Consider the following 19,886-nt stretch of genomic DNA (forward strand, 5'->3'; position numbering starts at 1 on the left):
TCCCCGTTGCGCGCGCGGGGTCTGTGCGTGTCCCGGGTGCGGGGTGTCGCTCGCGGGCACGGCCGGTCGCCCGCTTAGGCTCAAGACGCCATGATCCGATTCGACAACGTCACCAAGCGCTACCGCGGGACGAAACGCCCCGCGCTGTCCGGAGTCGACTTCGAAGTGCAGCGGGGCGAGTTCGTCTTCCTCGTCGGAGCCTCCGGATCCGGGAAGAGCTCCTGCCTTCAGCTCATCCTCCGTGAGGAGTCCCCGACCTCCGGTCGCGTCGCGGTGCTCGGCCGCGACCTGAAGACCATCGCGAACCGCAAGGTGCCGTACTTCCGGCGCAACATCGGCTCGGTCTTCCAGGACTTCCGCCTGCTCCCGTCCAAGACCGTGTTCCAGAACGTCGCGTTCACGCTGCAGGTCATCGGATCCTCCCGCGGGTTCATCCACCAGGCCGTTCCCGAGGCGCTGGCCCTCGTCGGGCTCGCCGGCAAGGAGAAGCGGCTCCCGCACGAGCTCTCCGGAGGCGAGCAGCAGCGCGTCGCGATCGCCCGCGCGATCGTGAACCGGCCGGCCATCGTCCTCGCCGACGAGCCCACCGGAAACCTCGACCCCGCCACGTCCGTGGACATCATGCAGCTGCTGGCCCGGATCAACGCCGGCGGCACCACCGTCCTGATGGCGACTCACGAGGCGGGCTTCGTGGACCAGATGCGCCGGCGCGTCATCGAGCTGCGCGACGGAGAGCTGGTGCGCGACGAGGTCCGCGGCGGCTATGGCGACACGTCCAACGTGCCGCGGCTGACGCCCGAGGCGATCAAGGGCGCGGCGGCGACCGCGGCGCTGACCGCCGCACTGGAGGTGCAGCGCGAGACCGCGGCCCAGATCGCCGAGCCGATCGTCCCCGCTGCCGAGCGCCCCGCCGAGGATCCGCGCACCGCGGAATCCGCCGCCGACGTGGCCGCTGAGCAGCGACCGGCGGAGAAGCCGGCGGGGGAGAAGGAGCCGGTCGCGCCCGCGGCCCCGGCACCGACCGTCGAGGTCGCCGAGCTGGGAGTCGCTGATCGCCTGGGGCTCGACCGGGGCGACGACGAGGAAGTGGGGCCGACGTCATGAGGTTCGGACTCATCCTCTCCGAGGCCTTCACCGGGCTGCGGCGCAATGCGTCGATGGTCATCTCCGTGGTGCTCGTCACGTTCGTCTCGCTCACCTTCGTCGGGGCGGCGATCCTGATGCAGTCCCAGATCGGCACCATGCGCGCCTTCTGGGAAGACCGGGCGCAGGTCGGCGTGATCATGTGCTCGGCCGTGTCGACGAACGAGGAATGCGTCGACGGCACCGCGACCGAGGAGCAGCTGGCCGCGGTCAAGGCGGAGCTGGAGAGCGCGACGCTCGCACCGCTCATCTCGGACGTGCGCTTCGAGAACCGCGACGAGGCCTACCAGAACACCCTCGCGCTCGTCGGCGAGGACTACGCCGACGTCATCACTCCGGAACAGATGAACGAGACGTACTGGGTGAGTCTGAAGGACCCCGCCCAGTCGCCGGTCATCACGGAGGCCTTCCAGGGGGTGAAGGGCGTCGAGGAGGTCAAGGACCAGCTCGAGTACCTGGACCCGCTGTTCTCGGCGCTGACCGTCGCCACCTACATCGCCGTGGGCATCGCGGTGCTGATGCTCATCGCCGCCGTGCTGCTGATCGGGACGACGATCCGGCTGTCCGCCTACGCGCGGCGCCGGGAGATCGGGATCATGCGCCTGGTCGGCGCGTCGAACCGGTTCATCCAGACCCCGTTCGTGCTCGAGGGCGTCTTCGCCGCGGTGATCGGATCGATCCTGGCGAGCGTCGCGGTGGTGCTCGGGGTCCACTTCGGAGTGAACCAGTACCTGGCGGGGAGGGTCCCGTTCATCACCTCGTGGGTGACGATGCAGGACGCCTTCCTCGTCGTGCCGGTGCTCATCGCGATCGGGATCGTGCTGGCGGCGCTGTCCGCGGGGTTCGCCATCCGTCGCTGGCTGCGGGCCTGATCCGGTAGGCTGACAGGCTGGCCCGCTGAGGATGCGGGCCGCAGTCAGGAGAGAGAGCCATGCCCAGGGAACGCGGGGAGAAGGTCGTCGCGACCAATCGTCGTGCCCGTCACGACTACAACCTCGAGAAGTCGTACGAGGCCGGGCTGGTGCTCACCGGCACGGAGGTGAAGTCGCTGCGTCAGGGACGCGCGAACCTCACCGACGGCTATGCGTTCGTCAAGGGCGGCGAGGCGTTCCTCGACGCCGTGCACATCCCGGAGTACTCGCAGGGACACTGGACGAACCACTCCGCCAAGCGGATCCGGAAGCTCCTGCTGCACAAGGAGGAGATCGCCAAGCTCTCGCACGCGGTCTCGGCGGGCGGCTACACCCTCGTGCCGCTGCGACTGTACTTCTCCGACGGCCGCGCCAAGGTCGAGATCGCCCTCGCCAAGGGCAAGCGCGAGTTCGACAAGCGCCAGACGCTGCGCGAGCGTCAGGACACGCGCGACGCGGAGCGGGCCATGCGCCTGCGCAACCGCCTCGGAGAGTGACGCACCACCGCTGACTCGCCCGCCCGGCAACAGGCGAACGCGCGAGAACAGGCATCGAGCGGCGCGCGTCGCCTGTTCTCGCGCGTTTGCCTGAGCTCGCGCGGACGCTCGGGACTCGAATTCGGATTCGGGGTCAGGGGCGCGGATCGAAGCCGAAGACGGAGCCGAGGAACCGGAGCTCGCGCTCGGCGGCGTCGGCGATGGTGGCCGCCTGCCGGAATCCATGCCCCTCTCCGGGGTACAGCACGTACTCATGGGGCACCCCGCGCGCAGCCAGGGCGTCGCGGATCGCCTCGGACTGCGCAGGCGGCACGACCCGGTCCTCCTCGCCCTGGAGCAGGAGCACCGGGACGTCGATCCGGTCGACGTGCGTGAGCGGCGAACGCGCGATGTAGACGTCCTCGGCCTCCGGGAGCGGGCCGACGAGGCCATCGAGGTAGTACCGCTCGAAGTCGTGCGTGTCCTCGGCGAGGGCCCGCAGGTCGCTCACGCCGTATCGGCTGATGCCGGCGGCGAAGACGCCTCCGCGGACGAGCGCCGACAGCACCGTCCACCCGCCGGCCGAGCCCCCGCGGATCGCCAGGCGCGCCGGGTCCGCGAGGCCGGAGGCCGCGAGCCCCTCGGCGGCGGCCAGCACGTCGTCGACGTCCGCGATGCCCCACTGTCCGTCCAGGCGCTCCCGGTACGCGCGGCCGTATCCGGTCGAGCCGCCGTAGTTCACCTCCAGCACACCGATCCCGCGGCTGGTCAGGTACGTGATCCACATCGCCACGGCACCGGAGACATGCGCCGTCGGGCCGCCGTGCACCGAGATGACGAAGGGCGGGAGCTCGCCCTCCGGGGCCGGAGCCGCGGCGTCCGGGTTGGCCGGCAGATGGGCGAAGGCGTGGACCGGACCGTGCGGCCCGGAGAAGGTGAGCGGCCGGGCGCCGGGCACCCACCTCGGGTCGACCGGATCCCCGCCGCGGACGACCTCGGCCGTCGCGGCGTCCAGGTCCACGCGCCACAGCCCGGGCGTGACCTGCGCGCCCTGCCCGGTGAGGAGGAGGTGGGCGCCGTCGGCGTCGACGAGGACGTCCTCGAGGCTGAGGTCTGCCGTCGCGGGGATGTCGAGGAGGCGGACGACCGGATCCTCGCCGGGCTCGATGACGACGAGTTCGTCGGCGCCGTTCGTCCGGACCGCCACGATGCGTCCGTCCTCGAGCGGGCGATACCAGCGCTGACCCAGCACCCACAGGCCGCCGCCGGTGTCCGCGTCGGCGGGGGCGACGGCGGACGGCCCGCGGCGCACCTCGATCCCGTCCAGGCGCACGCGTTGGAGGTTCCAGCGGCCGCCGGCGTCGTCCGAGAACAGCAGCTCGTCCTCGCCGATCCACTCCGGCTGCAGCGCGGCGTGGGTCCGCAGCGCCGCGACATCGCCCCCGCCGGAAGCGGTCACGCACAGACGGGCGCCCTCCCAGGGCATCTCATGCCCGCTCCACTCCACGAAGGCGACCCGGGAGCCGTCCGGCGACAGGGCGGGATGCGCCCAGAACGCCGAGCCGCGCACGTGCCAGACGAGCGCGTCCTCGTCGTCCGCGGCGGAGCCGTCCCGGGGGATCTCGACGATGCCGCGCCGGTGCGGATCGGGACGGAGGTCCTCGGCGACGGCCAGCAGGCGTCCGCCGCGGACGGAGAGGCCTCCATAGCGGATCCCCGGCGCCGTGAGCGGCACGGGGTCCGAGGCGGGATCGAGCCGGTACACCCGCTGGTCGGAGTCCTCGACGAAGTAGAGGGCGCCCGCGTCGTCGACGGTCCAGGCACCGCCGCCGTACTCGTGCACGCGCGAGCGCGCGCTCCACGGGGCCGGGAGCACGTCGACGATCCCGCCGTCGGCGCGCCGGCGCACCGCGACGCGTCCCCGCTCGGCGGGGATCGACTCGCCCCACCAGATGTCACCGCCGACGAAGCGCGCACCGTCGAGGCGGACCCCGGCGACGGCGAGGTCCGCGGCGGACAGCAGGGAGGGCCAGGATCCGTACGGGTCAGACATGCTTCGAGCGTATCGGGGAGCACCGGCCGGATCGCGGCACGGCGAGGTCGGGCGGCTTCGGGGGGCCTGCGGGCCTGCGGTCGCGGCGCGATGACATACGGCGTCACAGAGGATGCGCGGTCGTGGCGTCGCGCTCTACCGTGAGGGTCGAGCACGCGGAGACGTCCTTCGTCCTCCGGGTGCGGTGCGACAGCCGAGCCCGGCACCCGCCCGCGAACGACCAGGATCTGGCGTGCGCGGCCGCCGTCCGACTGCCACCCCGGGAGAGCGAATGTCCTTCGATCCGTCCCTCGGCGTCCCCGCTCCGGAGCCGAGCGAGAGTGTCGACGCCTCGTCCGTCCCCTTCTCGTTCGAGCTGTACCCGCCGCGCAGCGACTCGTCCTCCGAGGCCCTGCACGACACCGTCCGCCATCTCGCGGCAGCCGGGCCGCAGTTCATCTCCGTGACGTACGGTGCCGGCGGTTCGACGGGCGGCCGCTCCCTCGAGGTGCTGCGGTTCATCCGCGAGCACACCGACGTCGAGCCGCTCGCCCACCTGACGTGCGTCGGCAACACCTACGCCGGCGCGACCCGGCTCATCCGCGAGTTCCTGGACGCGGGGATCCTCAGCTTCCTCGCCCTGCGGGGGGACCCGCCGGCGGACGCCGGGGACGGCCCTTTCCTCGGGGACCTGGAGAGCGCCGCGCAGCTCGTGCAGCTGATCGACCGGGTGCAAGCGGAGCGCGCGCCGTACGAGGAGCAGCCGGTCCCGGGCGCGCCGGGAGCGGTCCGCGTATCGCCGAGGCGACGCGTCCGGATCGCCGTGGCGGCGTTCCCCAAGGGACATCCGCGGTCCGCCCACCGCACCCAGGACGTCGAGGCACTGCTGGCGAAGCAGGCCGCGGGCGCGACCGTCGCCATCACGCAGCTGTTCTTCCACGCGGACGACTATCTGGCGTTCGTCGAACGGGCGCGTCGCGCCGGCGTGACCATCCCGATCCTGCCCGGCATCATGCCGATCACCTCCCCGGCACGGTTGAACCGCGTGCTGGAGCTGACGGGCGAGGACCTGCCCAGCGAGCTCGCGATCGCCCTGGAGGTGGAGCCCACCGCGGAAGGACGACGTGAGATCGGGATCCGGTGGGCCGCCGACCTCGTCCGGGACGTCGTCGCCGGGGGAGCGCCCGGCGTGCACCTGTACGCGTTCAACCAGCACACGACCGTCCTGACCGTGCTGGAGGACGCCGGAATCCTCCGACCCCGGGCGTCCCTCCCGACCCGGCCGGCGCCGTAGCCGCTCACGAACCCCGACCTTCGAGACTTCCCACCCAGAGAGAGGACCGCCATGACCGCATTCCCCGTAGGAACGATCCTCGGCTACCCCCGCATCGGACCGCGCCGCGAGCTGAAGAAGGCCGTCGAGGCGTTCTGGGCCGGGCGGATCGACCAGCAGGAGCTGGAACGGACCGCCGCGGAGCTGCGTGCGAAGACCCGTGACCGGCTGGCCGCACGCGGCCTCGGTCGCGCCGACTCGGCCATCCCGGAATCGTTCTCGTTCTACGACCACGTCCTGGACGCGGCGGTGACCGTCGGGGCCATCCCCGAGCGCTTCGAGGACCTCCGCGACGCCGACGGATCGATCGGTCTCGCGGCCTCGTTCACCATCGCCCGCGGCGAGGGCGAGCGTGCGCCGCTGGAGATGACCAAGTGGTTCGACTCGAACTATCACTACCTCGTCCCGGAGATCGGCCCGCAGACCTCCTTCTCACTGTCGAGCGAGCGTCTCGTCCGCGAGGTCGAGGAGGCCCGCGCGGCGGGCTTCGTGACGCGTCCGGTCGTCGTGGGGCCGGTGACCCTGCTCGCTCTCGCCAAGGCGGCGGACGGCGCTCCCGAGGGCTTCGACCCGCTCACCCGCCTCGATGACCTCCTTCCCGTGTACCGGGAGCTGCTCGCGCGGCTGCGGGCCGCGGGCGCGGAGTGGGTCCAGCTCGACGAGCCGGCCCTCGTGAGCGAGTCCCTTCCCGCCGCTCCGACGATCCTGGGCGCAGCAGCGTCGCGGGCGTACGCGGCGCTCGGCTCCGCGACGGACCGGCCGTCGATCTTCGTGGCCGCTCCGTACGCCTCGCTGGGGGAGAACCTCGCCGTCCTCGCCACGGCACCGATCGAGGCGATCGGGCTGGATCTCGTCCGCGGGGAGGTCCCGGCGGCGGTTCCGGGGCTGGCGGAGAAGACCCTCGTCGGCGGCGTCGTCGACGGGCACAACATCTGGCGGGGCGACCTCGCCGGGGCGTTCGCACGCCTCGAGGCGCTCCGAGAGCTCGGTGCCGCAGCCGTCTCCGCGTCGACGTCCACCTCGCTCCTGCACGTCCCGCACGATGTCGACGACGAGTCGAAGCTGGATGCCCGCCTGGTCTCGTGGCTCGCCTTCGCGGATCAGAAAGTCGCGCAGGTCGTCACGCTGGCGCAGGGCCTCGTCGAGGGACGCAGCGCCATCGCCGCGGAGCTGGACGCCGCCTCCGCGGCCCTGGCCGACCGCCTCGGGGCTCCGGGCGTCCGGGACGGATCGGTGCGGGAGCGCACCGCGGCGCTGACCGCCGAGGACTTCTCCCGCGGCGACTACGACGCCCGCGTGGCCGCGCAGGAGGCCGCCCTGGACCTGCCGAGCCTGCCGCTGACGACGATCGGGTCCTTCCCTCAGACGGGCGAGATCCGCCGGGCCAGGGCGCGCTACCTCCGGGACGAGGTCACGAAGGAGGACTACGAGGACTTCCTGCGCGAGGAGATCCGCCGCGTCATCGACCTCCAGGAGGACCTCGGTCTCGACGTGCTCGTCCACGGGGAGCCGGAGCGCAACGACATGGTCCAGTACTTCGCCGAGCACCTCGACGGGTTCGACGTCACCGAGCACGGGTGGGTGCAGTCCTACGGCTCGCGCGCGACCCGTCCGTCGATCCTCTGGGGGGACGTCTCGCGCCCGGCGCCGATCACCGTCGACTGGTCCGCGTATGCGCAGTCGCTCACGGCGAAGCCCGTCAAGGGGATGCTCACCGGACCGGTGACGATCCTCGCCTGGTCGTTCGTGCGCGACGACCAGCCGCTGACCGAGACCGCGAACCAGGTGGCCCTGGCGCTGCGCGACGAGATCGCCGACCTCGAAGCAGCCGGGATCGGCGTCATCCAGGTGGACGAGCCGGCGCTGCGCGAGCTCCTGCCGCTGAAGAAGGACGACCAGCCGGCGTACCTGCGGTGGTCGGTGGACTCCTTCCGTCTGGCCACGGCCGGCGCCGCGCCGGCGACGCAGGTGCACACGCACCTCTGCTACTCCGAGTTCGGCGTGGTCATCGACGCGATCCGCGCCCTCGACGCCGACGTCACCTCGATCGAGGCCGCGCGCAGCCGCATGGAGGTCGTCGCGGACATCGCGGGCTCCGGATTCGATCACGGGATCGGTCCCGGCGTGTACGACATCCACTCGCCGCGCGTCCCCAGCGCGGACGAGGTCGAGACCCTGCTGCGCCGCGCCGTCGCGGAGATCCCGGAGCGTCAGCTCTGGGTCAACCCGGACTGCGGGCTGAAGACCCGCGGCTACGAGGAGACCAACGCCTCCCTGCGCAACATCGTGGAGGCGACCCGTCGCGTCCGTGCCGAGGTCCCGGCCGCGGTCTGAGCGGCCAAAGGAAGAGGCGCCCTCCCGCGGGAGGGCGCCTCTTCTCGCACCGGGCCGGCGCGCGGATTCAGACGGCGCGCAGGACCGCGACGACCTTGCCGAGCACCACGGCGTCGTCGCCGAGGATCGGCTCGAACGCGGAGTTGCGCGGGAGCAGCCACGTGTGCCCGTCGCGCTGGCGGAACGTCTTCACCGTCGCCTCGCCGTCCAGCATCGCCGCGACGATCTCGCCGTTGTCGGCGGTGTTCTGCGACCGCACGACGACCCAGTCGCCGTCGCAGATGGCCGCGTCGATCATGGACTCGCCGGACACCTTGAGCATGAACAGGTCGCCCTTGCCGACCAGCTGGCGCGGGAGCGGGAAGATCTCCTCCACCTGCTGCTCGGCGGTGATCGGGATGCCCGCGGCGATGCGGCCGACCAGCGGCACGAGGGCGGCGTCGCCCACGGACGGCGCCGTGTCCGCCGGGTTCTCGCCCGCGGTGCCGGGGAGGTCGATCAGCACCTCCATCGCCCGGGTCTTGCCCGGATCGCGCCGCAGATAGCCGCTCAGCTCGAGCTGGCCGAGCTGGTGCGTGACGCTGGAGAGGGACTTGAGCCCCACGGCGTCGCCGATCTCGCGCATGCTCGGCGGGTAGCCGTGCCGCGCGATCGAGGTCTGGATCACCTCGAGGATCGCCATCTGCTTGGCGCTGAGGCTCTTGCGGCGTCGCGTGCGGGGGATGTCTGCGTCGGTCGTGGCGCCGTCGCTCATGGCTGATCCTCCAGGTGCTTGCGGGCGTCGGGACCCGAGGCGGATTCGAATGTCGGTGGTCCGTGATGGGCTTCCGATATCGAAACCGTATCCGAGTATTCGCCGGATGCGGAAGATCTGTTCGAGCGTGTCGGGATCCCGTCCGAAGGTTTTCTCGAAGAATGGTTGACAGATGTTCGAATTCGAAGATAGGTTCGGTACGTAGGTTCACCTCGACGGTGGACCAGACGTCGAGATCCCCGAAGGAGCAGACGACATGAGCAGCATCACCCTCACCCCGGCCCCGCGCACCCAGCTGCGTCTCACCGTCCGGGGTCGCCGCGTGCTGGCCGGTCTCGTCGCTGTCCCGGTCGCCGCGGCGATCGGCTTCGCTGTCCTCAGCGGCGGCTCCGCGCTCGCCTCGGGAGAGGCGTCCACGCCGGGGTCCTTCGCCACCGTGACCGTCATGCCGGGTGACACCCTGTGGTCCATCGCGGCCGAGGTCGCCCCGGAGTCCGATCCGCGTGACGTGGTGGACGCCATGGCCCGCCTCAACCTGGTGGACCCGGGCGCGCTGGTGGTCGGCGACGAGCTGTCGATCCCCGCGGAGTACGCGGCCGGTCGCTAGCCGGTCGCCGACCCAGGCCTCTGGCCGAAGCGTCATCTGGAGGACCCGGCTCGGCTCCGCGCCTACGATGGTGAGGGTGACCGTCTCCCTCGATGACCTGCCGCTACGCGACGACCTCCGCGGCCTCCGCCCCTACGGTGCTCCGCAGGCTCCGCTTCCTGTCGCGCTGAACGTGAACGAGAACACGCATCCGGTCCCGGATGCGGTGGCCGACGACATCCTCGATGACATCGCCGTCGCGCTTCACGAGGTGAACCGGTATCCCGACCGGGAGTTCACGCCCCTGCGCGAGGCGTTCGCGTCCTACCTCGGGCACGATCTCGACGCCGCGAGCATCTGGGCGGGGAACGGGTCGAACGAGGTGCTGCAGCACATCCTGCAGGCCTTTGCAGGACCCGGGCGCACCGTCTTCGGCTTCGCGCCCACGTACTCGATGTACCCGCTGCTCGCACAGGGGACCGGGGCGCGGTGGGTGGCGGGGGAGCGTCAGCCCGACTACACCGTCTCGGTCGACGACGCGGTCGCGCAGGTCGCGGCCGCCGATCCCGATGTCATCCTGCTGTGCGCGCCGAACAACCCCACCGGGACCCCCCTTCCGCTTGAGCTGATCGAGGCGGTGTACGAGGCGTCCCGCGGTGTCGTGGTGGTGGACGAGGCTTATCAGGAGTTCGCGCCGCACGAATCGCCGTCCGCGCTGACCCTGCTGCCGGGCCGGGAGCGCCTGGCGGTATCGCGGACGATGAGCAAGGCGTTCGCGTTCGCCGGCGCCCGGGTCGGGTATCTGGCCGCCGACCCCGCGTTCATCGACGCGCTGCGGCTCGTGCGCCTGCCGTACCACCTCAGCGGCCTCACGCAGGCGGCGGCGGTGGCCGCGCTGCGAAACGCCCCGACGATGCTTGCGATGGTCGACGAGATCGTGGTCCAGCGAGACCGGATCTCGGCGACTCTCGAGGCTCTCGGGTACCGCCCGCACGAGTCCTGGACGAACTTCGTGCTCTTCGGCGGCGTCGCCGATCCAGCGGCCACGTGGCGGGCGCTGTACGACCGCGGCGTCCTCATCCGCGACGTCGGGATCCCCGGGCACCTGCGCGTCACCGCGGGGACGGAGGCCGAGACGACGGCGTTCCTGGACGCCCTGGCCTCGGTAGGATCGGCAGCATGACCGCCCGCACCGCCCGCCGCGACCGCGCGACCTCGGAGTCGACGGTGGAGGTCGAGCTGAACCTCGACGGCTCCGGCCGCAGCAGCATCGACACGTCCGTCCCGTTCTTCGACCACCTGCTGACGGCGTTCGCCAAGCACTCGCTGACGGACCTGACCGTGCGCGCCTCCGGGGACACGCACATCGACGCGCACCACACCGTGGAAGATGTCTCGATCGTGCTCGGTCAGGCGATCCGCGAGGCGCTCGGTGACAAGAGCGGGATCTCCCGCTACGGCGACGCGCTCGTGCCGTTGGACGAGGCGCTCGCGCAGGCCGTCGTCGACATCTCGGGACGACCGTATCTGGTGCACGACGGCGAGCCGAGCGGGTTCGAACTGCACCTCATCGGCGGCCACTTCACGGGTTCGCTCGTGCGGCACTCCTTCGAGGCGATCACGTTCCACGCTGGACTCACCGTGCACGTGCGGGTGCTCGGCGGACGCGATCCGCACCACATCGCCGAGGCCGAGTTCAAGGCGTTCGCGCGGGCGTTCCGTCAGGCGAAGGCCGCCGATCCGCTCGTCGACGGCATCCCCTCGACGAAGGGCGCGCTGTGACGCGAGCCGGCGCCGCCCCCCGGGTCGTGGTCTTCGACTACGGCTCCGGCAACGTGCACTCCGCGGTCAAGGCACTGCAGGAGGCCGGGGCGGAGGTCGAACTGACGGGCGACCGCCGGGCCGCCCAGGAAGCTGACGGGCTGGTCGTCCCCGGTGTCGGGGCGTTCGCGGCGGTCCGTGAGGCTCTCGCGGCGCAGCGCGGCGACGAGCTCATCGAGCGTCGCCTGGCCGGCGGGCGTCCGGTGCTCGGGATCTGCGTCGGCATGCAGGTGCTCTTCGAGCACGGCGTCGAGCGCGGCGTCGACGTGGAAGGGCTCGGGGAGTGGCCGGGTGCGGTCACGGAGCTCGAGGCGCCCGTGCTGCCGCACATGGGGTGGAACACCGTCTCGCCCGGCGAGGGCAGCGTGCTGTTCCGCGGTCTCGAGGACGAGCGGTTCTACTTCGTGCACTCCTTCGCCGCGCAGCGCTGGGAGCTGGAGGCGGCGGGGCCGTTCGCGTCGCCCGTCCTGACCTGGACGACGCACGGCGTGCCGTTCCTGTCTGCGGTGGAGAACGGTCCGCTGTCGGCGACGCAGTTCCACCCCGAGAAGTCGGGGGAGGCCGGGATCCGGCTGCTGCGCAACTGGCTCGGAAGCCTCTAGTCCTCACGGCGCCGCCCTGGCGCCCGCGTTCCTCGCGCCGCCCTGGCGCCCGCGTCCCTCGCGCCGCCCAGGCGCCCGCGTCCCTCGCTCAGAGCCCCCGTGCGACGGCGGCCCCGGCGGCCAGCCATGCGCGCTGGGTCGCCGGTGACAGCGCGCCGTAGCGGAGGTGTCCGTCCACCATCTCGTGGTCGAACGGAATGCTGACGACCTCCCGCGCGAGCGGACGATATCCCTCGACGACATGACGGACGTCGCCCGCGGTCGCCTTCGGGTCGGCCTGCGACACGACCACCACCGACTGGCGCGCCAGCCGTGCGGATCGGTCGTCCCGCTCCTCCAGCGCCTCGAGCAGCAGCGCCCCGGCCTCGGCGTGATCGTCGCGGGTGGTGGTGGCGACCACGAGCTGGTCGGCGTGGTCCACCATCCGCAGCCACATCGGGTCCGATTCGTCGTTGCCGGAGTCGATGATGATGAGCCGGTAGAACTTGGCGGCCACGGCGTGGATCGCGTCCACGTCTGCCGGGTGCAGCCGGTTCTCGTGCGCGAGCCGGATCGGCTTCGAACGCAGCACGTCGTACTTCTCCCGGGGCTGGTGGTGCACGAAGTCCGTGAGATCCGCGGACCGGGCCCCGACGCCGAGGAGACGCTCGGTCTCCGGCAGCATCTCCAGCAGGGTGCGATCGTGGTCGCCGCCGGCCGTGCGCCAGCCGAGGGTTCCGCGCGTCTGGTTGTTGTCCCAGGCGAGGACACCGGCTCCGCCGAACCGGGCGAAGACCGCGGAGAGGAGAACGGTCGTCGGGGTCTTTCCCGCCCCGCCCTTGCCGTTGACGACGGCGATCGTGCGGGGACCGGACCAGTGACGGCTGACGGCCTTCTCGTCGTCGCGCGCGGACTGCTCCGCGGCGCCGGGCCGCAGCCGCAGGCCCAGTCGGTTCAGCGTGCCCCGCACGCCCTCGCGCGCGGGTTCCTCGGGACGAGGATCGGTCTGGAGGAAGGATGCGCGCTCCCCGGCCTCGCGCTGCTGGCGGCGGGTCGGCTGCTCGGGGGTCCCCGTCGGGGCGGCGCCGACCGGGGCTGCCGGCATCGGCGGGGTCGCGGTCGGCGGCTCGGTGTCCGGCGTCTCGTCGGCCGCCGGCGCGCTCCGCCGGTAGCGAGGAACGTCCGCCGAGGTCACCGGTGCCGGCGCGGAATCCGGTCCGGCGGCGGACGGCGAGGACCCGGACGGGACCGGGGGAGCCGAGGGAAGGGGAGCAAGCGGGGGCTCACCCGTCGGACCGGGGGTGCCGTCGATCGGCGTCTCGTACTCAGGCGCTTCGGACATTTCTGAGAGCCTAGCGGCATTTGAGGCGCGACCCACGCGGGGGTACCCTCGGTTCTCGTGCCCGCACCGGGCGTTTCCCTCCCTTTCCTCAAGGACGACATGAACGACTTCGCGTCAATCCCCTCGCTGACCCTCCTCCCCGCCGTGGATGTCGCCGGCGGACAGGCCGTGCGTCTCACCCAGGGGGAGGCCGGCTCGGAGACGAGCTACGGCGACCCCATCGACGCGGCGGCGGAGTGGGCCGACCAGGGGGCGCAGTGGATCCACCTCGTGGATCTGGACGCCGCCTTCGGGCGGGGCAACAACGCCGCGCTCCTACGCAAGGTGATCAAGCGCTTCCCGAGCGTCAACGTCGAGCTCTCCGGCGGCATCCGCGACGACGCGAGCCTGGAGGCCGCTCTCGACAGCGGTGCCGCGCGCATCAACCTGGGAACGGCGGCGCTGGAGAACCCGGAGTGGGCGGCAGACGTCATCGCCCGGTTCGGTGAGGCGATCGCCGTCGGCCTGGACGTGCGGGGCACGACGCTCGCCGCGCGCGGATGGACGAAGGAGGGCGGGGACCTCTGGACCGTGCTCGATCGTCTGGAGGACGCCGGATGCAGCCGCTACGTGGTCACGGACGTGACCAAGGACGGCACGCTCAAGGGCCCGAACCTGGAGCTCCTCCGCGAGATCACGGCGCGCACCCCCAAGCCGATCGTGGCCTCCGGCGGCATCGCGACTCTGGACGACATCGCCGCCCTTCGCGAGCTGGTGCCGCTGGGCGTCGAGGGCGCCATCGTCGGCAAGGCCCTGTACGCCGGGGCGTTCACCCTGGCCGAGGCGCTGGATGTCGCCGGAGACTGACGCGCACGGCTGCGAGCACGGTTCGCCCGGCGAGGATCACGGCTCCCCAGGCGGCACGGCGGACTCCGCGGGCGTCCCGTGGGCGGGGCGCCGATTCGAGGACAATGCCCACGCCGCCGACGACGGCTCCGCGGATCCCGCGCTGCTCGCCGCTCTCACCGGCTTCCGTGCCGGTGAGCTCCCGCAGGAGGCCGTGGTCGACGCCTTCCGTCAGGCGCGCGTGCTCGTGCCCCTCGTCGCCGAGAAGGGCGACGAGGGGATCGGGCCGACCGGTCTGCGGGTCGACAAGACGCAGGAGCTCTCCCTGGTGACGGTCGCGGCGCCGGACGGCCGTCGTGTCCAGCCCGTGTTCACCTCGGTCGAGACGATGTCCCGATGGGACGCCAAGGCGCGTCCCATCCCGGTGGCGGCGACGCACGTGGCGCTCGCGGCGTCCTCGGAGGACACGGAGCTGATCGTCGTCGACCCAACGTCGGCGACCGAGTTCGTCATCCGGCGCCCCGCCGTCTGGGCGATCGCGCAGGCGCAGCCGTGGGAGCCGAGCCCCGTGTCCCCGGAGGTCTTCCAGGGTCTGCAGGACAGCGTGGCCGCGGAGCTCGCCGTGATCGACGTGGCCGTGTCGCCGGGGGATCCCGAGGCGAGGCTGAGAGGCCCCGAGCTGGTCGTGACGCTGGATCTCGTGGACGGGCTGGATCGGGAGGTGCTGGACGCCGTGCTCGCGCGGCTGGCGCAGCGGTGGGCCGCCGACGATCGGATCGCCGTTCTCGTCGACTCGCTCACCGTGAAGCTGCGCAAGAGCGCCTGAGTCGCCTCGCTCCGCGGTACGGGACGGGTCAGGTGACGGGGCCGGTCCACTTCTCGCCGGGGCCCTGACCGATCGGATCGGGGATCGTGGACGCCTCGCGGAAGGCCAGCTGCACCGAGCGCAGTCCGTCGCGGAGAGAGCGCGCGTGCATGTCGCTGATCTCCGGTGCCGCCGCAGTGATGAGTCCGGCGAGGGCGTTGATGAGCTTGCGGGCCTCGTCGAGGTCCATCTGGGACTCCGGGTCGTCGGCCAGTCCGACCTTCACCGCGGCCGCGCTCATCAGGTGGACCGCCGTGGTCGTGATGACCTCGACCGCCGCGACGTCGGCGATGTCGCGGGTCGCGGCTCCGACCGATTCGTCGCCCGCCGTGTCGGCGGGTGCGTCGTCATGGTGGTCGTGGTCGGCGTGAGTCGTCACGGAGGGCTGCCTTCTGGTAGACTTCTGCGGGCTCCGGGGCGTTCCGCTCCGGCACGAAAGAGGATTCGATTCCCACCCGCGCTTGCCGCTCCAGGCTACCGGGTCCAGCACTCCGCCGGCGCGAGCCGGTAGGCCTCGACAAGAGGCAAGGGTGCGGCCGATGTCTGAACGTCGGCCGGGTGGGGAGACTCCGATTTCGCCCGCGATCTCCGATCGCGGTGGCCGAAACCCTCGTCTAAGGAGTTCCGCATCAGCGATCCCCGCACCAATGAGCGCATCCGCGTCCCCGAGGTCCGCCTCGTCGGGCCCGCGGGTGAGCAGATCGGCGTCGTCCGCATCGAGGCGGCGCTGCGTCTCGCACAGGAAGCCGACCTCGACCTCGTCGAGGTCGCTCCGAACTCGAAGCCGCCCGTGGTCAAGATCATGGACTACGGCAAGTTCAAGTACGAGGCTGCGCAGAAGGCCAAGGAAGCCCGTCGCAACCAGGCCAACACGATCCTCAAGGAAGTCCGCTTCCGTCTGAAGATCGAGGCGCACGACTACACGACCAAGCTCAAGCGCGCCGAGGGCTTCCTCAAGGCCGGCGACAAGGTCAAGGCGATGATCCTGTTCCGCGGTCGCGAGCAGTCGCGTCCGGAGCAGGGCGTGCGCCTGCTGAAGAAGTTCGCCGAGGACGTGGCCGAGTTCGGGACCGTCGAGTCGAACCCGACCATCGACGGACGAAACATGGTCATGGTCATCGCCCCGGTCAAGAACAAGTCCGAGGCCAAGGCCGAGCAGAACGCCGTCCGCGCCGCCAACAAGCAGGCGGCGCGCGAGGCCAAGGCGGGCGCGCCGACGCCGGCCGAAGACGCGGAGTGACCGACCGGTCGCCTCGCCCACAGACCCCCGCGTCCACGCGGGTGAACCCTGTCGCCTGACACAGGCGCCATACGAAGGAAGAGAAGATGCCGAAGCAGAAGACCCACTCGGGGGCCAAGAAGCGCTTCAAGATCACCGGTAGCGGGAAGCTGAAGAAGCAGCAGGCGAACATGCGCCACAACCTCGAGCACAAGTCGAGCCGCCGCACCCGTCGTCTGAACCAGGACCAGGTGCTCTCGAAGAACGACACCAAGGTCGCCAAGAAGCTCCTCGGCCGCTGACGCGCCGAACGCAGGAATAGGAACACAGGAAAATGGCTAGAGTCAAGCGCGCCGTCAACGCGCAGAAGAAGCGTCGCGTCATCCTCGAGCGCGCCTCCGGTTACCGTGGGCAGCGTTCGCGCCTGTACCGCAAGGCGAAGGAGCAGGTCACCCACTCGCTCGTCTACGCGTACCGCGACCGCCGCAAGCGCAAGGGCGACTTCCGTCGTCTGTGGATCCAGCGCATCAACGCCGCTGCTCGCCAGAACGGCATCACCTACAACCGCTTCATCCAGGGTCTCGGCCTCGCCGGCGTCCAGGTCGACCGCCGCATGCTCGCCGAGCTCGCGGTCAACGAGCCGGCCACGTTCGCCTCGCTCGTCGAGACGGCGAAGAAGGCTCTGCCTTCGGACGTGAACGCTCCGAAGTCGGCTGCGTAAGCACCTCTCTCCGAGACGGGCGCTCCCTTGTGCGGGGGCGCCCGTCTCGTCATCTGTGCGGGGGAGTGGGGCGGCCTGGGCGCGGGATGTCAATAGACTGTCCCCGTGCTGGAGAATCCCCGGTCCCCGCGCGTCCGAGCCGTCGCGAAGCTCACCAAACGCAGTGCCCGTACCGAGACCGGGCTGTTCCTCCTCGAAGGACCGCAGGCGGTGCGCGAGGCCCTCGCGTACCGCGCCGACGCGATCGTCGACCTGTTCGCGACTCCCACGGGCTGGGAGAAGCACCCGGACATCCGCGCTTCCGCGGAGGAGCACGGGGTCGGCGTGGAGTACGTCACCGAGTACGTGCTGGGAGCGATGGCGGACACCGTCACCCCGCAGGGACTGGTGGCGGTCGCCCGGCAGACCCCGACGTCCGTGCGCGACATCTTCGCCGCGAGCCCTCGGCTGCTCGCGATCTGCGAGGAGGTCCGCGACCCCGGGAACCTCGGCACGATCATCCGCGCCGCGGACGCGTCCGGCGCGGACGGCGTCGTGCTCACCGGCCGCACGGTCGACCCCTACAACCCGAAGGTCGTCCGGGCGACGACCGGGTCGCTGTTCCACCTGCCGATCTCGGTCGGCGGCGATCTCGCCGACGTGGTGAACCGCGCGCACGAGGTCGGTGTCCAGGTCCTCGCCGCGGATGTGAAGGGCGAGGATCTGCTCGCCGCGCGTGCCGAGGGCGTGCTGGACGGGCCCACGGCCTGGCTCTTCGGGAATGAGGCGCGCGGGCTCGAGCCCGGGGCGCTGTCTTTCGCCGACCGCGCGCTCAAGCTGCCCATCTTCGGCCGCGCCGAGTCGCTCAACCTCGCCACGGCGGCGAGCGTGTGCCTGTACGAGAGCGCGTTCGCCCAGCGCGCCGGCTCGGACTGACCGCCGGGGGCGCCGGCCGGAGCCGACGCTCAGGGGCGTGCGAGCCGCCGCGCGTCCGCCGCGCGCTCATTACAAGTTTGTAAACGGCGCGTGGGTGGTTGGCGGATCGGATCCGCGCCCGTAGGTTTATGGCATGGCAGAGAGCAATGGCGCTGCGCGCCTGGAGACCCCCTCGGCAGGTACGGGCGCCGGCTCGCCCCTCGTGGTGGTGGAGAACGTCCAGAAGCACTACGGCGATTTCCAGGCCCTCACCGACATCGACCTGCAGGTCGCGAAGGGCGAGGTCGTGGTCATCATCGGGCCCTCGGGGTCCGGCAAGTCCACGCTCTGCCGGACGATCAACCGGCTCGAGACGATCACGAGCGGCTCGATCCGCATCGACGGCAAGGAGCTTCCGGCCGAGGGCAAAGGGCTCGCGAACCTGCGCGCCGAGGTGGGGATGGTGTTCCAGTCCTTCAACCTGTTCGCCCACCTGACGATCCTCGAGAACGTGACGCTGGGGCCGATCAAGGTGCGCGGCCTCAAGAAGGCGGATGCCGAGAAGGAGGCCATGCAGCTCCTGGAGCGCGTGGGCGTCGCACAGCAGGCGTCCAAGCTTCCCGCGCAGCTGTCGGGCGGCCAGCAGCAGCGCGTCGCGATCGCCCGGGCGCTGGCGATGCATCCCAAGGTGATGCTGTTCGACGAGCCCACCAGCGCGCTGGACCCCGAGATGATCAACGAGGTCCTGGACGTCATGGTGGAGCTCGCGCGCGAGGGCATGACGATGATCGTGGTCACGCACGAGATGGGCTTCGCCCGCAAGGCCGCCAACCGGGTGGTCTTCATGGCGGACGGACGCATCGTCGAGGAGGCGACGCCTGAGGAGTTCTTCACGAATCCCCGGAGCGACCGCGCCAAGGACTTCCTGTCCAAGCTCCTCACCCACTGAGCCCCCGGCACGGCCGCGGGGGGAAGACCGGACACCGAGACTCAGCACCGAGAGAAGGAGAATCACATGCGACGTACACGAGGACTCGCCGCGGTCGGCATCGCGGCGGCGGCGCTGCTCGCCCTGACCGCCTGCAACAGCGGCAGCCCGACAAGCCCCGGCGGCGGAACGGGCGGCGGTGAAGAGACCGGTGGCAGCGACAAGCCGCTGTTCGAGGTCGCCACCGACGTGACGCTGGAGGGCAGCCCCACCTTCGACAAGATGACGAAGGCGGGCAAGGTCACGATCGGCGTGAAGGAGGACCAGCCGGGACTCGGCTACCTGGACCCCGTCACCAATGAGCGGACCGGTTTCGATGTCGACATCGCGCGTTGGATGGCCGCCTCGTTGGGCTTCGACGAGGACAAGCTCGAGTTCCAGGCGATCGCATCGGCGAATCGCGAGCAGGCGCTCGTGAACGGCGACATCGACTACTACGTCGGCACCTACTCGATCACCGACAAGCGCAAGGAGCAGATCTCCTTCGCCGGTCCGTATTTCCTCACCGGGCAGGGTCTGCTCGTCGCGGCCGATAGCGACATCAAGAGCGTCGACGACCTCAGCGCGTCGACGACGGTCTGCTCGGCGACCGGTTCCACGCCGATTCAGAACATCAAGGAGAACTACCCCGAGGTGCCGACCAAGGAGTACGACACGTACTCCAAGTGCGTGGAGGACCTGAAGAACGGGCAGGTCGACGCCGTGACGACTGATGAGGCCATCCTCATCGGCTACGCGGCACAGGACCCGGACAACCTCAAGGTGGTCGGAAAGCCGTTCAGCGAGGAGCGCTACGGCATCGGGGTCTCGAAGAACGACCCGGCGCTCGTCGAGTTCTTCAACGAGCAGCTCACCGACGGCGGAGACATCTGGCAGGGCATCTTCGACAAGAACCTCGGCGCGTCCGGGGTGAAGGCGACTCAGCCGAAGGTCGACGCGGCCGGGTGATTCCCGCGGGGGGGGGGGGGGGGCCGCCCCCCCCCCCCGCGCCGAGGGTGGGCAGGGCCGCGGCGTATCCGGGGAAGGGCGTCTGCGCGTCGAAGCGGAACGCGCTATAAAGG

At 71.0% G+C, this 19,886-nt stretch carries 21 protein-coding genes; 17 read left to right on the forward strand and 4 right to left on the reverse strand.

Annotated features, from left to right (window positions below; translation table 11 throughout):
• The first annotated feature begins 90 nt into the window (after nt 1-90).
• The 3 genes from ftsE to smpB are packed head-to-tail and all read left to right on the forward strand — an operon-like array spanning nt 91 to nt 2,551.
• The gene (ftsE, locus tag V6R91_RS15040; RefSeq protein ID WP_336395918.1) at nt 91-1,104 is read left to right on the forward strand and encodes a cell division ATP-binding protein FtsE; all 1,014 of its coding nucleotides are present in this window, start codon (nt 91-93) and stop codon (nt 1,102-1,104) included.
• Nucleotides 1,101-2,015 carry a permease-like cell division protein FtsX gene (gene ftsX / locus V6R91_RS15045; protein WP_336395919.1) on the forward strand — a complete coding sequence of 305 codons (915 nt, stop codon included), beginning with the start codon at nt 1,101-1,103 and terminating at the stop codon, nt 2,013-2,015. Before ftsE ends, ftsX begins: the two co-directional genes overlap by 4 nt.
• A gap of 59 nt (nt 2,016-2,074) precedes the next feature.
• Entirely contained in the window at nt 2,075-2,551 is a 477-nt protein-coding gene (gene smpB / locus V6R91_RS15050; protein WP_067243502.1) for an SsrA-binding protein SmpB, read from the forward strand.
• 133 nt (nt 2,552-2,684) lie between these two features.
• Here the strand turns inward: smpB and V6R91_RS15055 are convergent, their stop codons facing one another.
• Nucleotides 2,685-4,583 (reverse strand): S9 family peptidase, encoded by a 1,899-nt coding sequence (locus tag V6R91_RS15055; protein WP_336395920.1) that lies wholly within the window; start codon nt 4,581-4,583, stop codon nt 2,685-2,687.
• 271 nt (nt 4,584-4,854) lie between these two features.
• On the opposite strand from V6R91_RS15055, the gene V6R91_RS15060 reads away from it, so the two are divergent.
• Nucleotides 4,855-5,856: a methylenetetrahydrofolate reductase gene (locus V6R91_RS15060; RefSeq protein WP_336395921.1), complete on the forward strand. Its 1,002-nt coding sequence runs from the start codon at nt 4,855-4,857 to the stop codon at nt 5,854-5,856.
• Nucleotides 5,857-5,907: 51 nt separating this feature from the next.
• A complete protein-coding gene (gene metE / locus V6R91_RS15065) occupies nt 5,908-8,229 on the forward strand; it encodes a 5-methyltetrahydropteroyltriglutamate--homocysteine S-methyltransferase (protein WP_336395922.1) in 2,322 nt (773 codons plus the stop codon).
• 67 nt (nt 8,230-8,296) lie between these two features.
• Here metE and lexA read toward each other — a convergent pair whose 3' ends face one another.
• Complete coding sequence (lexA, locus tag V6R91_RS15070) at nt 8,297-8,983, reverse strand: transcriptional repressor LexA (RefSeq protein ID WP_219084948.1); 687 nt, start codon at nt 8,981-8,983, stop codon at nt 8,297-8,299.
• A gap of 256 nt (nt 8,984-9,239) precedes the next feature.
• Between lexA and V6R91_RS15075 the strand changes: the two genes are divergently transcribed.
• The 4 genes from V6R91_RS15075 (at nt 9,240) to hisH (ending at nt 11,992) form a co-directional block, all read left to right on the forward strand.
• Nucleotides 9,240-9,590, forward strand: coding sequence for a LysM peptidoglycan-binding domain-containing protein (locus V6R91_RS15075; protein ID WP_271060748.1), 351 nt, complete (start codon nt 9,240-9,242; stop codon nt 9,588-9,590).
• Between the two features lie 67 nt (nt 9,591-9,657).
• Nucleotides 9,658-10,752: a histidinol-phosphate transaminase gene (locus V6R91_RS15080; RefSeq protein WP_336395923.1), complete on the forward strand. Its 1,095-nt coding sequence runs from the start codon at nt 9,658-9,660 to the stop codon at nt 10,750-10,752.
• The gene (hisB, locus tag V6R91_RS15085) at nt 10,749-11,351 is read left to right on the forward strand and encodes an imidazoleglycerol-phosphate dehydratase HisB (RefSeq protein WP_219084950.1); all 603 of its coding nucleotides are present in this window, start codon (nt 10,749-10,751) and stop codon (nt 11,349-11,351) included. The genes V6R91_RS15080 and hisB overlap by 4 nt, the downstream gene beginning before the upstream one ends.
• Nucleotides 11,348-11,992, forward strand: coding sequence for an imidazole glycerol phosphate synthase subunit HisH (gene hisH, locus V6R91_RS15090; RefSeq protein ID WP_336395924.1), 645 nt, complete (start codon nt 11,348-11,350; stop codon nt 11,990-11,992). Before hisB ends, hisH begins: the two co-directional genes overlap by 4 nt.
• A gap of 88 nt (nt 11,993-12,080) precedes the next feature.
• Here the strand turns inward: hisH and V6R91_RS15095 are convergent, their stop codons facing one another.
• Nucleotides 12,081-13,313, reverse strand: coding sequence for a MinD/ParA family ATP-binding protein (locus tag V6R91_RS15095; protein WP_336395925.1), 1,233 nt, complete (start codon nt 13,311-13,313; stop codon nt 12,081-12,083).
• Nucleotides 13,314-13,412: 99 nt separating this feature from the next.
• Here V6R91_RS15095 and priA point away from each other — a divergent pair, with 99 nt between their 5' ends.
• Nucleotides 13,413-14,159: a bifunctional 1-(5-phosphoribosyl)-5-((5-phosphoribosylamino)methylideneamino)imidazole-4-carboxamide isomerase/phosphoribosylanthranilate isomerase PriA gene (gene priA, locus V6R91_RS15100; protein ID WP_067243493.1), complete on the forward strand. Its 747-nt coding sequence runs from the start codon at nt 13,413-13,415 to the stop codon at nt 14,157-14,159.
• Nucleotides 14,143-14,964 carry an SseB family protein gene (locus V6R91_RS15105; protein ID WP_336395926.1) on the forward strand — a complete coding sequence of 274 codons (822 nt, stop codon included), beginning with the start codon at nt 14,143-14,145 and terminating at the stop codon, nt 14,962-14,964. The genes priA and V6R91_RS15105 overlap by 17 nt, the downstream gene beginning before the upstream one ends.
• A gap of 28 nt (nt 14,965-14,992) precedes the next feature.
• On the opposite strand, the gene V6R91_RS15110 is transcribed toward V6R91_RS15105, so the two are convergent.
• A complete protein-coding gene (locus tag V6R91_RS15110) occupies nt 14,993-15,382 on the reverse strand; it encodes a DUF1844 domain-containing protein (protein WP_067243491.1) in 390 nt (129 codons plus the stop codon).
• 249 nt (nt 15,383-15,631) lie between these two features.
• Between V6R91_RS15110 and infC the strand changes: the two genes are divergently transcribed.
• The 6 genes from infC (at nt 15,632) to V6R91_RS15140 (ending at nt 19,773) form a co-directional block, all read left to right on the forward strand.
• Nucleotides 15,632-16,243: a translation initiation factor IF-3 gene (gene infC / locus V6R91_RS15115; RefSeq protein ID WP_084344372.1), complete on the forward strand. Its 612-nt coding sequence runs from the start codon at nt 15,632-15,634 to the stop codon at nt 16,241-16,243.
• A gap of 86 nt (nt 16,244-16,329) precedes the next feature.
• Entirely contained in the window at nt 16,330-16,524 is a 195-nt protein-coding gene (gene rpmI / locus V6R91_RS15120) for a 50S ribosomal protein L35 (protein ID WP_067243489.1), read from the forward strand.
• Between the two features lie 32 nt (nt 16,525-16,556).
• Nucleotides 16,557-16,943 (forward strand): 50S ribosomal protein L20, encoded by a 387-nt coding sequence (gene rplT / locus V6R91_RS15125; RefSeq protein ID WP_067243488.1) that lies wholly within the window; start codon nt 16,557-16,559, stop codon nt 16,941-16,943.
• Between the two features lie 105 nt (nt 16,944-17,048).
• Complete coding sequence (locus V6R91_RS15130) at nt 17,049-17,858, forward strand: TrmH family RNA methyltransferase (RefSeq protein ID WP_336395927.1); 810 nt, start codon at nt 17,049-17,051, stop codon at nt 17,856-17,858.
• A gap of 133 nt (nt 17,859-17,991) precedes the next feature.
• Nucleotides 17,992-18,786, forward strand: a complete 795-nt coding sequence (locus tag V6R91_RS15135) for an amino acid ABC transporter ATP-binding protein (protein WP_231820484.1) — start codon at nt 17,992-17,994, stop codon at nt 18,784-18,786.
• 66 nt (nt 18,787-18,852) lie between these two features.
• On the forward strand, nt 18,853-19,773 hold the full coding sequence (locus V6R91_RS15140) for a glutamate ABC transporter substrate-binding protein (RefSeq protein WP_271060753.1): 921 nt from the start codon (nt 18,853-18,855) through the stop codon (nt 19,771-19,773).
• Nucleotides 19,774-19,886 lie beyond the last annotated feature (113 nt).

It is taken from the genome of Microbacterium sp. CCNWLW41, from assembly GCF_037083505.1.